This window comes from Nitrospira marina (genome assembly GCF_059568365.1).
Map to the genome: position 1 here is coordinate 723140 of NZ_JCANTH010000001.1, position 13829 is coordinate 736968.

Annotated in this window: 12 protein-coding genes; 10 read left to right on the plus strand and 2 right to left on the minus strand. The window is 47.8% G+C overall.

What is annotated here, in order from left to right:
- Positions 1 to 45: 45 nt before the first annotated feature.
- The 3 genes from gltB to LX98_RS03125 all read left to right on the plus strand — a co-directional run bounded on the left by gltB (position 46) and on the right by LX98_RS03125 (position 7811).
- Positions 46 to 4617 carry a glutamate synthase large subunit gene (gene gltB, locus LX98_RS03115; RefSeq protein ID WP_496427501.1) on the plus strand — a complete coding sequence of 1524 codons (4572 nt, stop codon included), beginning with the start codon at positions 46 to 48 and terminating at the stop codon, positions 4615 to 4617.
- Positions 4610 to 6040 (plus strand): glutamate synthase small subunit, encoded by a 1431-nt coding sequence (locus LX98_RS03120; protein ID WP_496427502.1) that lies wholly within the window; start codon positions 4610 to 4612, stop codon positions 6038 to 6040. The genes gltB and LX98_RS03120 overlap by 8 nt, the downstream gene beginning before the upstream one ends.
- 271 nt (positions 6041 to 6311) lie before the next feature.
- Complete coding sequence (locus tag LX98_RS03125; RefSeq protein WP_496427503.1) at positions 6312 to 7811, plus strand: multinuclear nonheme iron-dependent oxidase; 1500 nt, start codon at positions 6312 to 6314, stop codon at positions 7809 to 7811.
- Between the two features lie 103 nt (positions 7812 to 7914).
- On the opposite strand, the gene LX98_RS03130 is transcribed toward LX98_RS03125, so the two are convergent.
- Entirely contained in the window at positions 7915 to 8556 is a 642-nt protein-coding gene (locus LX98_RS03130) for a hypothetical protein (RefSeq protein WP_496427504.1), read from the minus strand.
- Positions 8557 to 8580: 24 nt separating this feature from the next.
- Here LX98_RS03130 and LX98_RS03135 point away from each other — a divergent pair, with 24 nt between their 5' ends.
- The 3 genes from LX98_RS03135 to LX98_RS03145 all read left to right on the plus strand — a co-directional run bounded on the left by LX98_RS03135 (position 8581) and on the right by LX98_RS03145 (position 10791).
- Positions 8581 to 8802: a hypothetical protein gene (locus LX98_RS03135; RefSeq protein WP_496427505.1), complete on the plus strand. Its 222-nt coding sequence runs from the start codon at positions 8581 to 8583 to the stop codon at positions 8800 to 8802.
- 213 nt (positions 8803 to 9015) lie between these two features.
- Positions 9016 to 9654, plus strand: a complete 639-nt coding sequence (locus tag LX98_RS03140) for an MBL fold metallo-hydrolase (RefSeq protein WP_496427506.1) — start codon at positions 9016 to 9018, stop codon at positions 9652 to 9654.
- 639 nt (positions 9655 to 10293) lie between these two features.
- On the plus strand, positions 10294 to 10791 hold the full coding sequence (locus tag LX98_RS03145; protein ID WP_312643714.1) for a hypothetical protein: 498 nt from the start codon (positions 10294 to 10296) through the stop codon (positions 10789 to 10791).
- 84 nt (positions 10792 to 10875) lie between these two features.
- Here LX98_RS03145 and LX98_RS03150 read toward each other — a convergent pair whose 3' ends face one another.
- Positions 10876 to 11208, minus strand: a complete 333-nt coding sequence (locus LX98_RS03150; protein WP_496427507.1) for a hypothetical protein — start codon at positions 11206 to 11208, stop codon at positions 10876 to 10878.
- A gap of 215 nt (positions 11209 to 11423) precedes the next feature.
- Between LX98_RS03150 and LX98_RS03155 the strand changes: the two genes are divergently transcribed.
- The 4 genes from LX98_RS03155 to dat are packed head-to-tail and all read left to right on the plus strand — an operon-like array spanning position 11424 to position 13558.
- Positions 11424 to 11921: a DUF192 domain-containing protein gene (locus LX98_RS03155; RefSeq protein ID WP_496427508.1), complete on the plus strand. Its 498-nt coding sequence runs from the start codon at positions 11424 to 11426 to the stop codon at positions 11919 to 11921.
- A gap of 13 nt (positions 11922 to 11934) precedes the next feature.
- Entirely contained in the window at positions 11935 to 12327 is a 393-nt protein-coding gene (locus LX98_RS03160; RefSeq protein WP_496427509.1) for a Rieske 2Fe-2S domain-containing protein, read from the plus strand.
- 48 nt (positions 12328 to 12375) lie between these two features.
- Entirely contained in the window at positions 12376 to 12690 is a 315-nt protein-coding gene (locus tag LX98_RS03165) for a protease inhibitor I42 family protein (RefSeq protein ID WP_496427510.1), read from the plus strand.
- Between the two features lie 13 nt (positions 12691 to 12703).
- Entirely contained in the window at positions 12704 to 13558 is an 855-nt protein-coding gene (gene dat / locus LX98_RS03170; RefSeq protein WP_496427511.1) for a D-amino-acid transaminase, read from the plus strand.
- Positions 13559 to 13829: the final 271 nt, after the last annotated feature.

The window sequence follows — 13829 nt, forward strand, 5'->3', positions numbered from 1 at the left end:
CTTTTTGATGATGGCCAACAACATTATAGGTGAAACGTGAAACAGGTGACTAATCAACCAGTGTGGAATCTCCCTGGATTGCCTTCAGTTCAAGGCCTCTACCATCCCGGAAATGAGCATGATGGCTGTGGAATCGGGTTTGTGGCCCATATGAAGGGGCAAAAATCACATGACATCATAGAGAAGGGTCTGGAAGTCAATAAAAATCTCACTCATCGGGGAGCACAAGGGTGTGACCCATGTACCGGTGATGGAGCAGGAATTCTCTCTCAGATACCCCACGAGTTTTTTCATCGGGTTGCCGCCGAAACGGGCGTCGACCTTCCTGTAGCCGGAGCCTATGGGGTCGGCATGGTATTTTTGCCGCAGGATGCCAGGACCAGGCAACAGTGCGAAGCCATCTTTGAAACGATCGTACGTGAAGAGGGGCAGCATTTTTTGGGGTGGCGGGATGTGCCGGCCAAAGAGGATCAAATCGGGGATCAAGCCCGACAAACGATGCCCGTCATTCGACAGTTTTTTGTGGCACGTGAATTACTGAATCCCATGCAGTTTGAACGCAAACTGTATGTCATTCGTAAACGAATAACCCGTGCCATTCGCGAATCAGCTCTCCCCGGGAAGGAATGGGTCTATATCTCCAGTTTGTCCGGAAACACGATTGTCTATAAGGGGATGCTGTTGCCGGAACAAGTTGCACTGTTTTATCCCGATCTTGCGGATCCCACATTTACGTCGGCGTTGGCACTGGTGCATTCTCGTTTTAGTACCAACACGTTTCCGACCTGGGCCTTAGCCCATCCCTACCGCTACTCCGTCCATAACGGCGAAATTAATACTTTGAAAGGGAATGTCAATTGGATGCGGGCCCGACAGGGAAGGCTTGCCTCTGATCTGTTCGGGGATGATCTCAAAAAGTTATTTCCCATCATTGATGATTCCACGCAAAGCGATTCGGCCTGTTTGGATAACGCCATAGAATTTTTGGTAATGGCTGGCCGGTCCTTGCCCCATGCCATGATGATGCTGATTCCGGAACCGTGGGTGGGAAATCCGCAAATGGATTTTGACCGCCGAGGGTTTTATGAATATCACGCGGCGGTGATGGAACCGTGGGATGGACCCGCGGCGGTGTGCTTTACGGATGGAAAGCTCGTGGGTGCCACCTTGGATCGGAATGGTCTGCGTCCCTGTCGTTATCAAATCACCAAGGATGATGTCGTGGTGTTGGCTTCGGAGGCGGGAGTGCTTCCGGCGGATCCGAAGACCATTCGCATGAAGGGACGTCTGCAACCGGGTCGCATGTTTGTTGTGGATACCGTCCAAGGACGTATTCTCGACGACGAGGAAATTAAAGCCGATATCACCAAACGGAAGCCCTATCGACAATGGTTAACGCAATATCGGGTATCCTTAGATGAACTGCCTGAGCCACTCAATGTGCCGCAACCCGATCACCCGACGCTGCGCCAACGTCAACAAGCTTTCGGGTTCACCGTGGAAGAGTTGAAAATGGTGTTGATTCCAATGGCAGTCACCGGGGAAGAGCCTATTTCTTCAATGGGAACGGATACCCCTTTAGCCGTGTTGTCCGAACGGCCGCAACTTCTTTTTAAATACTTCAAACAATTGTTTGCGCAAGTGACGAATCCTCCTATCGACCCGATCCGTGAGCATCTGGTGATGTCTCTTGTCACCAACATCGGGCCAAAACCGAATGTCATTGCAGAGATTCCAGAGGCATGCCGAAGAATCAAATTGCAGCAACCGATCCTTAGCAATGTTGATCTGCAAAAGATTCGCATGATTGGGGATCCTCACTTTAAAAGTAAGACACTGTCCTTGCTTTTTAAAGTTGCGGAAGGACCTGAGGGCATGGCGGCCGCTCTTGATCAATTATGCCAGCAAGCCTCGAAAGCCATTAAGGATGGCGAAAAGTTTCTCATTTTGAGCGATAGAGGTGTCAATGCCGAGTGGGCGCCCATACCTAGTCTACTAGGTGTTTCGGCTGTGCATCATCATCTGGTTCGAGAAGAAACCCGGACGGAGGTCGGGCTGATTCTGGAAACAGGTGAACCGCGTGATGTGCATCATTTCGCCTGTCTTATCGGTTATGGAGCCGGGGCCATCAATCCTTATTTGGTGTTTGAGTCCCTTGTGGATATGGAACGGGAGGGGTATTTTCCTGAAAGCGTGGATGCGGCAACGGCCGAATCAAAGTTCATTAAGGCGGTCAATAAAGGATTACTGAAGATATTCTCGAAGATGGGAATTTCCACAGTCCAGTCCTATTGTGGAGCTCAAATTTTTGAGGCCATTGGCCTGAATAGCGAACTGATTGATCGGTTCTTTACCGGAACGGCTTCACGGATCGAAGGAATTGGTCTCAGTGAGGTGGGGGAAGAGACCTTGCGCCGACATGCGCTGGCTTATCGTCCGGTCCCGATGCGGCACCTGGATTTTGGTGGCGAGATTCATTACCGGATTCAGGGAGAGCACCATAATTGGAATCCTGAAACCATTTACAAACTTCAGCATGCCTCGCGTGCGAATGATGCCAAAGCCTATGCGGATTTTTCAACCCTGGTGAATAAAGAGGATCAACGACGCTCCAATCTTCGCGGACTGTTTGAGTTTAACTGGGCGGGCGAACCGGTCGCTCTTGAAGACGTGGAGCCTGCCAGCGAAATTGTGAAGCGATTTACTACCGGAGCCATGTCGTTTGGGGCAATCAGCAAAGAAGCGCATGAGACTTTGGCCATTGCCATGAATCGCATAGGCGCCAAAAGCAACACCGGCGAAGGTGGTGAGGATCCGGAGCGATTTACACCTCTGCCAAACGGCGATTCCAAGAATTCTTATATTAAGCAAGTGGCATCGGGTCGTTTTGGGGTAACGGCGCATTACCTGGTGAATGCCAAGGAGTTGCAAATTAAAATGGCCCAGGGTGCCAAGCCCGGCGAGGGCGGGCAATTGCCGGGGCACAAAGTCGATGAATTTATTGCCAAACTTCGTTATTCCACGCCGGGAGTGCAACTGATCTCTCCCCCACCCCATCATGATATTTATTCTATCGAAGATCTGAAACAACTCATTTTCGACCTTAAAAATTCCAATCCTGAAGCCGCGATTTCCGTAAAACTCGTGGCAGAGGTCGGAGTTGGAACCGTGGCTGCAGGCGTGGCAAAGGCTCATGCCGATAAGGTTCTCATAAGTGGAGATTCCGGAGGAACGGGGGCGTCTCCCTTATCGTCCATTAAGTACGCGGGAGTCCCCTGGGAATTAGGTCTGGCGGAAACCCATCAGACGCTCGTGCTCAATAATCTGCGTGGACGAATTCGAGTGGAAACCGACGGCCAAATGAAAACTGGGCGTGATGTGGTCATTGCAACCCTTTTGGGAGCGGAAGAGTTCGGTTTTTCCACAGCCCCCCTCATTGTTGAAGGATGCATCATGATGAGGAAATGCCACCTCAATACCTGTCCGGTAGGAGTGGCTACCCAAGATGAGGAGTTACGAAAACAATTTACGGGAAAACCAGAACATGTTGTGAACTTCTTTATGTTTGTGGCAGAAGAGATCCGTTCCCTGATGTCAAAACTCGGATTCAGGACCATGCGCGAGATGATCGGACGGGTGGACAAGCTCAAAGTGCAAAAAGCTGTGGATCATTGGAAAGCCAAAGGATTGGATTTATCTCCGTTATTGGTGAAGCCGAATGTCGGACCTGAAGTGGCCACCTCCTGTGTGCAAGCACAAGATCACGGTCTGAAAGAAATTTTAGATAATCAATTGGTAGAATTATGTCAATCTGCCATTGACCGGGGTGACCCTGTTTCGCTGGATCTGCCCATACGAAATGTGAACCGGACCACTGGTACTGTTCTGTCAAGCCACATTGCACGCCGGTATGGGCCGGAAGGGCTTCCTCCCGACACGATTCGGATTAAATTTACCGGATCGGCCGGACAATCCTTTGGAGCATTTTTGTCGAAGGGTATTACGCTGACTCTGGAAGGTGAGTCGAATGACTATTTGGGAAAGGGTCTCTCTGGAGGAACAATTATTGTCGTTCCCCCGAAAGGAGTGACGTATTTGCCGGAAGACACGATATTGATTGGGAACACGTCCTTATATGGGGCGACCGGTGGTGAAGGATATTTTTATGGCATTGCGGGAGAACGGTTTGCTGTTCGGAATAGTGGCGCACGGGCTGTTATCGATGGAACCGGGGATCATGGGTGTGAATATATGACCGGGGGAGTGGTGGTGGTTCTGGGTAAGACGGGACGAAATTTTGCAGCAGGGATGTCCGGAGGGGACGCTTATGTCTTAGATGAGGATGGACAATTCCCTGCACGTTGCAATATGGGCATGGTGGAATTAGAGCCTGTCGTGTCATCCGAAGACCAACAGACCCTTCGTGCGATGATTGAAGCCCATTTTCGCCACACCCAAAGTGTCAATGCCAAGCGGGTGCTGGAATCGTGGGATATGATGTTGCCGAAATTTGTCAAAGTCATGCCGAGTGATTACAAGCGAGTGCTGCAGGAACGGAAAACGGCTTTGGCCAAAGAGCATGCTCAACGGAAACGTGAGGCGGTGAGCCGTGGCTGATCCTCGTGGGTTTTTGAAATATAAACGGGAAGGACCTCAACGACGGCCGGTTGCGGAGCGGGTTCTAGATTGGAAGGAATTGTATGACCCATTTCCGGACGAAAAGTTAAAAGTTCAAGGGGCCCGCTGTATGGACTGTGGTGTGCCATTTTGCCAAAGTCCCGCCGGTTGTCCTGTGGAAAATTTGATCCCGGAATGGAATGATCTCGTGCATCGAGGTCGATGGAAAGATGCCCTTAAAGCGCTTCATGCGACCAATAACTTTCCTGAGTTCACCGGGCGCCTATGTCCGGCTCCATGCGAATCGGCATGTGTGTTAGGCATTAATAGCGATCCGGTCTCCATTCGTGTCATTGAATGGAATATTATTGATAAAGGATTTGAGGAAGGTTGGGTCGAACCGGTGTTACCGGTTGGTTCTTCCGGGAAGCGCGTTGCGATTGTCGGGTCGGGTCCAGCAGGATTGGCCGCGGCACAACAATTAGCCCGGACGGGGCATGAAGTGACAGTTTTGGAGAAGGCTGATCGGATTGGAGGCTTGCTTCGCTATGGAATCCCGGATTTCAAAATGGAGAAGTGGGTATTAGACCGGCGTTTGGAGCAAATGCGAAAGGAGGGTGTGACGTTTCAGACTGGCGTGTGTGTGGGTGTGGACGCCACCGTTCAGGACCTCCGTCATGAATATGATGCCGTGTTACTTGCAATGGGAGCTGAGCAACCGAGAGAATTGCCGGTTCCAGGGAGAGACCTTAAAGGCGTTCATCTCGCCATGGACTATCTGACCCAGCAGAATAAGCGAGTGGCCGGGGATACCGTTCCTGGGGAGCACATATCGGCTCAGGGCAAACGGGTGGTCATTATTGGTGGTGGTGATACCGGCTCAGATTGTCTGGGAACGGCTCATCGTCAAGGGTGCCTGGAAGCCCATCAATTCGAGTTACTACCCCAACCGCCACCGACTCGGGCTGTGTCGACACCATGGCCCTTATGGCCGATGCAATTACGAACGTCTCATGCCCACGAGGAAGGGTGTGATCGTGAATGGAGTATTGCCACCACAAAATTTTCAGGGGAAAACGGACATCTGACTAGTTTGCATGCGACCCGTGTGAATTTTGAGAATGGGAAGGTGCTTCCTGTGCCGGGGTCCGAGATCAAGATAAATGTGGACCTGGTCTTGTTGGCGATGGGGTTTATCGGGCCGGTGAAGAACGGCCTACTGGATTCTTTTGGGCTTCAATATGATCCCCGAGGGAATGTAGTCGTTGATGAACACTTCATGACTAGTGTGGATGGGGTGTTTGCCACCGGAGACACCAAGCGGGGTGCATCACTGATTGTCTGGGCAATTGCAGAAGGAAGAAAGTCTGCGGCCGGCATTCACCAGTATCTCCAAGCCGGACAATCCTTTCGAGCGTCCTAATTTCATTTCCTTCCTGGATGTGTTGCGCCTTCGTCGGATCTTAGAGCCCTTGTGAAATGTAAGTGAAGGGTGTGAGCCTTCTGCCACCGACAATAAAGAAATAGTAGTGAACCATGGCAGCCTCAGCGAGTTCGCCACGCGGCTGTGATCACGCCTCCTTCCTGTACCTCTTCGTTCTTGTAATTTTGAGCTTGTCGGACAGGCATTGTTTGAATGTCCTTCTCGGAATTTATTCCTTCCTGCTTTTTAAGTCGCTGAAATGAGAAAACGTTTGAATTATTCAACAGACCCATCACGTCGAGAGGCTATACATGAAGAGTTTCTTCGGCGTGCAGGCAGGATTCCATTTCTGGGATTTGGCTTATCGGTCGATGTGTATTCTCCTGATGTCTTTGACTTATATCAGGAACTTCGACGTGAACAAATCGCCATGGGTTATCTTGAAATTTTCCATGCGGCTTCTGAAGCTTTGGAGATGGTTCGAGCTCGGCTTCCTGACACTCCTTTTGCTTACCATGCCGAAGGGGTATGGGTCACGCAACCTGATTGGGACACCGCATACAATTCTCAAGAGCGATTAAAAGCTATCGCCTGCAATCTTCGAGTGTTACAGGCTCATTGGGTCAATCAAGAATGTGCGGCCAAAGAAATAGCCGGTTATTCATTTGGGACCTATTTGCCCCCTGTCTTTACCAGAGCGTCTGCTGACATTACCGCTTACCAGGCGTGGAACGTTCAGTTGCAGCTTGATGAATGTGCTTGGGGGCCACGGGCTAACTCGCCATTGCTGCTTTTGGAGAGCCCACCATTAACCTATTTTTTGATGGGTGAAATGCCGTATGCAGAATTTTTCTCGAACATTACCGGTAAAGCCCCCTGTGGGTTGGTCTTGGATCTAGGGCATGTTTGGACGGTCTATCGATATTCGGGCGCTTGGCGGAACCAGTGCCTGGAATCATTTTTCGAAGATTTTCTTAAGAAGTTTCCCCTGGAGAGAGTGATCCAAATTCATATAGCAGGTCTGGATTGCCATCCGCATATAACGACACAAATGGGGTCGGGATCATTTGAGAATCCTCCGGATTGGATTGACGCTCATGAAGCTCCCATTCAGGACGAATTACTTATGCTCTTGGCTCGGGTGATAAGGGAACCTCGTCTACTCAATCTGAAAGGCATCGCCTTAGAAGTCGATAACAAGCAAATACCGCTCATTTGTCGGGAAATGAAAACGGTATTGAAGATGATGGAGCCCTTTGTGCATGTGCCTGCCCGGGTGCCTTCGCCTGCCACAGATCTTCAGAAGGCAGCAACCTGTCCAGTAGAAAACGTCGAGCCTTCTCGGGAAACTCGTGATGTATTAACCCGCCAATACAGAGAATACATGGCATTGGTCAGTGGAGTCCTGAGTGGCCGGCTGGATGTTTCTAGCCAATGGGATGCTGAAATGAAGAAGGGGCTTCATGTGTATGCGACTCAGTATTTACCATATGAGATTCTCTCATGGGGTGGAGATGTGAGGGTAATGTTTCCCAATGCGTGTGCCGTTTTGGATCAATATGGGATTTCCTTGAAACGATTTGTTGAATTTTGGTTTGCCCATCCTCGAACATCTGAATCCGAATATGATTTTTTCCTGCTCAAAATAAATGTATTTGTGAAATTCATTGGTCAGGTGCTTCCTGGGGCGAGTTCACTTGTCAAACAGGAAGCCGAGTTTCTTGCCCAGGGCTATCTCCTCGCGTCTCAGGGGCCATCGACGAACCCATAACTGTACCCGGCAAAATTGGTTCTGTTTTTCAGTGACCTGGTCGATAGAAGGAGTTTGGGCAGATTGGTTGATGCTGGATCGAGGGCTTCTGCTTGCCAGGAAACTAAAAGTTCTTGGCCTGGGCTGCCGCTCCGGTAGACAGGGCTTGATGGATTTCTTGAATGAGGCGCAATTCGATGTCGGTGATTTCAGATTGCTGGGCTGAGAACATCTGCCCGTTTTTGGAAAGTTTTTCAAATTCGGCACGGACCCAGATAGTGGTATGATCGGAAGGTCCTTTCTCAATCGAGAGGAGGTATTGGTTGCGAAAACCTGATAGTTCCAGCGAGGGAGGAAGAGACGTTTTGCGATCAGTAATATAGACGGCCTTTTGATCTGTTTGCATGCTGGCAAGTATTGAATAGCCATTTTTTGTGAGTGCGCCTTCTATGATTTCTGAAGCCGAGGAAAAGGGAAACGGCAACTCCTGACTTTGACCACCAATTTGATGAAGGGTCAGTGTTTTCCTCATCTGGTCCCGTTGGCTCCTGAGCCATTTGTTTTCTCCTTCCAACTTTCGGTGTTCTTGTTCCAGGGTTTTAATCCTGGCTCCATCTTTTTTGGGGCTATTCGCCAATTCAGCCATTTGAGCCTGTGCGTCTCGAAGTTGTTCCTGGTGGGTTACTTCTGCATCTCGTAGCTGAGATTCATATGATTCTGCGGTTTTTCTAGATTCTTGATTCAGCAAATCGATTTGTTGCTGCATTACTTTGTTTCCCTCCTGGAGGGAATGAATAACCGACTCCAGTTTGTTGGCCTGCTTTTTGAGCTGGATATTTTCTTCTTCAAGCCCGGAGTTATTTTGGGGACAACCAGTCAGCATAAAGATGAGCATCCCTGCGCCAATGAAGAGGGCTTTGCTTGTTGGGCAGGGGAGAATATCTGGCCTCTGCTGGGATGTTGGGCAGCGCTGGAATGCTTGAGTTTTCACCGGCTCAGCATATCCGTGTAGGGAAGATTGTGTGGTGGTTGGATCAAATGGGTACCTTTTATTAGGTATTTTAGGCTTAAACTGTTCTTATTTCAAACTTCCATATTGAGGAGTATTTTAAAGAAGGGGAATTGTCTCTAATTCCCTAATGGGAAATGGTGTAAATCTGCACTAGAGTAGGTGTTCATTCAAGTTTAATCCACTGCCTTATCATTGTCGCTTAAGGAGATCGCGATGAATCAGCTCATTCGGATAACTTTCCCCGTCCCTCCACTTTCATGTAATTGTTCGATTATCGGTGACAAAGAAACTAAGCAGGCCATTGTGGTGGACCCAGGAGGAAATCCTGAGCGCATACTCAGGGAAATTGATGCCCTGGGGTTCACCGTCACCTCCGTTTTGCATACGCATGCTCATTTCGACCATTTCTTAGCCTCCGGTCATATTAAGCAAGCGACGGGGGCACCTCTGTGTTTGCATTCCCAGGATCAAGATCTTTGGAACATGCTGGAAATTCAATGCCGAATGTTCAGCATCCCCTATGTGCCTGCCCCTCCGCCGGACCGCTGGATGAAAGATGAATCAGAGGTGTGCGTGGGTTCCTATTCAGGAACCGTAATCCATACTCCTGGCCATACTCCTGGGTCGGTATGTTTTTTCTTTGAAAGCCAAAATCTGGTGTTTTCCGGGGACACCTTGTTTCGTGGTGGAATTGGCAGAACCGACCTGTGGGGTGGAGATGGCCAGGTAATAGAGCGATCGATTCGAGAACGCTTGTACACCCTCAAAGAAAGTACACTCGTAATACCCGGACATGGGCCTGAATCGTCCATTGGATGGGAGCGGGAACATAATATGTTTGTGAATGGATAATCAGGGCCGATTTCACGGGGGTTTGTCGCAGGAGAAAGTCAAGGAGACGCTATTCATCCCTTTGTATTGTTGATGCTTCTTTTTGGACTAACTTGTGGAGTGGGCATTCATCCATGTTGGGCTATTGCCTGTAAGGTGAATGGAGAAATTGGAGAATCGGTTTCAGCCCTGTTTGTGCTGTAGCCTGGAAATTGCCGCCATCTGTTTTTGATGTAATTGAAATTATCTTTCGTTTCCATAATTCCCATGGTTCGAAAAATGTATCACAAGTGCACCCAAAGTCATGGGCCGGATCTGGGTGAGGACAAAAAGTCAATTGAGATGAAGAGGAAAATTGTCTAAAAAAGTATCTCCGGTCTCAAACACTCAGGCACGATAGAAGAAAAGACTTATAATCACAGGGAAATTATTTAAAAATGGTTGAGTAATCTTTGATTTTCTTCTGAAGTATTATAGAAAGCACTTTTTAGTTTTTATCCGCCAAGATTCGCAATGATAAAAACCTTCTTGCGTCGAAGAATGCCATATGCTATAACCAACCCTCTTGTTGAAACTTAAACCATATAAAAAATATGAAAATTGGCTTGCGTTCTTAGGTAAAACCTTCATTATCAACAGCTTCTCATGAGGAGGTAGGCGATGCACAGAGTGCTTCTATCCGTCCTTTTAAGTGCGGTTTTCGTTGCGGTCGGTAGTTCAGGCGCATTTGCGTTACAGTCCGGTGGTGTGGAAATTGGTGACCTTGAAACGGGGTCAGTCGTGGGCCAGCCGTTTACAAAATTGGATGTTGATCTTGAGTTTAATGCCATGGAAATTGGTGGAAAGAAAGTTTGGTATCCCGCGACATCCATCTTGAGTCTTGTGGCCTCTGCGACAGGTGGGAGAGCAGGAAGACCTATATTGTTCAAAGTGACCAACAATATGGACAAAGAACATGGTTTTGAGCTTTCCGCTGATTCAGCTTTTGCCGCTCCAACGTCGATGCATATTAAGCTTGTTTTGGCTCCTGGGGAAACCAAATATATCGGTATTCCTATGAGTGATCTCACCTATGTGACCTCGAACAATTTATTGAACTACAAGTGTCAATTACATGCAGCCCACCTGGGTGGACAGTTATTGATTCTGACCAAGTAGATATTGTTAGACGTAATTTTGTATGAAAAAGCCCCATCCTATTTCAGAGGATGGGGCTTTTTTATACCTGAAATCGGGTACTAACTACACTTCCTCGTCACTCTGACAATCCACGTTAGCGTTTAACGGAATTTTCTGAGCCGCAAGCAGTTCTCCTTCGACAACCAATAATAAAAACCGACTCTCCGTCGGTTCATCCTCCGGTAAATTTCTGACACTAGTGTTGAGATCGACAATCATTTCTTCCGGAGACTCGGTTGTGGTGTTATTAATCACCCAGAAGTAATGGCTGCCCTTGGGGTAGAGGTTAGAGACAAACCGGTCGATGGCCGTAGAAACCGATGGGTAGGCGGAGGTGCTGGTAGAGGAAAAGAAAACTAGAGAAAGCGTGAGCAATAAATTTGGGAGGTAGCGCATACGAGGCCTCCATGGTATGAGGTAAAATTTTTCCTTGGGGGAGATGGTGCGAAGGCTCTTTGCCATCCTTCATCTTGGCTGAAATCATAGCAACTTACATGATATCTTATCGTGGGTGTGTTATTTGAGCAAATCGCGAAATAATAAAAATGCGCTGCTGAAGGCCCAGAGCTTGAGGCAAAGGTTTATAGAAAAATAAGGATATATTTAGAACAATGTTATCTTTTCTACAAGGTAAAGGGGTCCCCAGTAAAAAGCGAATTCTCTTTCTTCTGGTAATGGCGTTGTTCCTCATTTCCGGTGCTTTATTGTTTAATGCTCCGGAACAGACGCAAGTCATCAATATAAATTTTCCCAGCGGTGGGGTGTTGAAAGCGGAGGTTGCTGATACACCGGAAAAACTTTTATTCGGATTAGCGTTTAGAAATGTTCTTCCTCCCGGTGAGGGAATGATTTATATTTTTGAAAATTCCGGTCTCCATCGGGTCTGGACAAAAGAGTTTCAATTTCCTGTTGATGTGATTTGGGTTGATGAAAGTAAGGTTGTCGTGCATATAGTTGAAAGGGCTCTTCCTTGCAATGAAAGGCAATGCCCCTGGTATGGGCCCCCGCCTCAAGATGCACGCTATATTGTGGAAGCCAATGCTGGGTTTGTGGACCAAGCCAAAGTTCAAATAGGAGCACAGGTCACCTTTACATTACTTGTCTCTTAGAGAAGAACCGGCTATGAATGATTCAGATTTTGAGAATGGTATGGACTGCAGGGTATATGAACCGCTGAGTCCAAAAGAGGGATTTGTTTATATTGGGAAGCTGGAGGATATTCCAAAAGGAAAGGGGCGTGTATTCAAAGTCGACGGGAAAAGGGTGGCTGTTTTTCGCGTTGACGATCGTTGCTTTGCTATTAATGATATCTGCCCGCATCAAGGAGCCTCTTTGGGGAAGGGCCGATTGAAGGGCTTTCTGGTTTCTTGTCCGTGGCATCATCAGCAATTTGACATTCGGTCTGGATTTGGTCCAGATGGCGGAGGCTATTGTGTGGTCAACTATGATGTAGTGATTGATAAGGGAAATGTGTTTGTTTGTTTAAAAAAACGTGATTGGCTAACAGGAGAATAGTGGACTTAACAGACGGGACATGACCGAAGTGTTAGTCAAGGTGAGAGCATGAATATAGATCAAATTCAGGCGAAAGCAATTCAGGTTTTCCAATCGGACACATTTATGGTGCATTTATGGGAAGATCGGACCCGTGGGGAACAATGGGTGCCAAGTTATGACCCCAAAGTGCTGGGATTAATGGGAGATGAGTTTCTTCGAACGGTCAGTAATAATGCGGTAGATTCCGGTCGGCGATCATTTGAATTTCGGGCGTTGGAACCCGGAACACATCATTTGGAGTTTAGCAAAAGGATGGCATGGAAGTTTACCGCAGAAGATCGACGGATTTTTAAGGTCACCGTCTCCCCTCTGTCTTCCTGAATGAAGTTAGGGCATGCCGGATATTGGGTATTTCAATGGGCACTTTTCTCAATTGGAAGAGATTAAAATCTCTCCGGATGATCGTGGATTCTTATTTGGGGATGGCATCTATGAAGTGATTCGTGCCTATCATGGGGTTCCTGCATTTTGGAATGAGCATTACAATAGGCTGGTTAGGAGTGCCCGAGAAACCCAGATCCAATTTTCTTTAGAACCACACCAATTTCTGAGCCTCCTTCTTTCCGGTCTTCAGCAGAGTGAATATCAGGAAGGAAAAATCTATATTCAGGTAACCAGAGGTGTCGCTCCGCGTGAGCATACTTTCCCTTTATATGGAAAACCTACCGTCTTTTTGGCATTTCGCCAAATGGTTGGATTGCCGACTGAAGTCTTCCAGCAGGGGGTAAGTGTTATTACCCTACCTGATACTCGATGGCACCGCTGTGATATTAAAAGCCTTAATTTGCTTCCGAATGTTCTGGCCAAGCAACAGGCCCGTGAGGCCAAGGCCTTTGAGGGGATTTTTGTGAGAGACGGACAGGTAACTGAGGGGGCTACGAGTAATGTCTTTGTGGTGAAAAATGGCGTGCTTATTACTCCAGAAAGGAATCATTTAGTCCTGGCTGGTGTGACACAGCAACAGGTGGCGACGTTAGCTCAAGCAAAAGGCTTGGACGTCCAATTTCGACCAATTCCTATTTCAGAGTTCTTGCTATCTGATGAAGTCTTTCTCGTGGGCACAACAATTGAGGTTTTACCTGTTATTCAGGTGAATGACCAACCCATACAGGATGGAAAGCCAGGTCCCATTTCCACTGATCTTCAGAAGGAGTTTTCCTCGTATGTTGCAGGGCTCACCCTGTCGTAACTTTTTAAAATTGATAATTTAAAAGGCTGGCGTGAATTATTAGCTGTTAATCGGTGAGAAACTGCCTATTTCCCACCTCCATTCCGAGGTTGCCATTTTTTATAGTAGTGGTGATAAATGCAATGAAATCAAACTCAAATCTTTCAGACTTGACAGCCTCAATCGATTGGATTACCTTTTGCGCTTCCCAACATTTTCATGGAATATTATTGACTGTTTGATTGGTAGAATAAGTCTCTGGTTTGTCAGTTTATTTTATCTTAAGGAGGCC

Coding starts and splice junctions, on each gene's coding strand:
- LX98_RS03130 (WP_496427504.1), bottom strand. CDS start 8,556: ATGCAGCAACAAATCGATTTGCTGAATCAAGAATCTAGAAAAACCGCA.
- LX98_RS03135 (WP_496427505.1), top strand. CDS start 8,581: ATGAATAACCGACTCCAGTTTGTTGGCCTGCTTTTTGAGCTGGATATT.
- LX98_RS03140 (WP_496427506.1), top strand. CDS start 9,016: ATGAATCAGCTCATTCGGATAACTTTCCCCGTCCCTCCACTTTCATGT.
- LX98_RS03145 (WP_312643714.1), top strand. CDS start 10,294: ATGCACAGAGTGCTTCTATCCGTCCTTTTAAGTGCGGTTTTCGTTGCG.
- LX98_RS03150 (WP_496427507.1), bottom strand. CDS start 11,208: ATGCGCTACCTCCCAAATTTATTGCTCACGCTTTCTCTAGTTTTCTTT.
- LX98_RS03155 (WP_496427508.1), top strand. CDS start 11,424: ATGTTATCTTTTCTACAAGGTAAAGGGGTCCCCAGTAAAAAGCGAATT.
- LX98_RS03160 (WP_496427509.1), top strand. CDS start 11,935: ATGAATGATTCAGATTTTGAGAATGGTATGGACTGCAGGGTATATGAA.
- LX98_RS03165 (WP_496427510.1), top strand. CDS start 12,376: ATGAATATAGATCAAATTCAGGCGAAAGCAATTCAGGTTTTCCAATCG.
- dat (WP_496427511.1), top strand. CDS start 12,704: ATGCCGGATATTGGGTATTTCAATGGGCACTTTTCTCAATTGGAAGAG.